Source organism: Mycobacterium angelicum (assembly GCF_002086155.1).
Lineage (GTDB): Bacteria > Actinomycetota > Actinomycetes > Mycobacteriales > Mycobacteriaceae > Mycobacterium > Mycobacterium angelicum.
Window position 1 is genome coordinate 1 of sequence record NZ_MVHE01000466.1, and the last position, 231, is coordinate 231.

General features: G+C 67.1%; 1 protein-coding gene. It reads right to left on the minus strand.

All coding sequences use genetic code 11. The features are described from left to right. The coding region (locus tag BST12_RS30280; protein ID WP_139802151.1) for an RtcB family protein at positions 1–231 on the minus strand (231 nt) is incomplete at both ends.

A 231-nucleotide genomic window follows, 5' to 3' on the forward strand; every position in this document is an offset into this window, starting at 1 on the left:
GTTCCATCTGGCGGACGTGATCCGTGCAGATCTGATGGCCCAGGCCCCGTGAGCCGGTGTGGATCATCACGCAGACGGTCCCTTCCGCCAGACCCATCGGCGCGGCCGCAACCGGATCGTAGACGCGGTCCACGGCCTGGACTTCCAGGAAGTGGTTGCCCGAGCCAAGGCTGCCGATCTGCCCAAGCCCGCGTTGGAGGGCCCGGTCACTGATTTTGGCCGCGTCCGCTC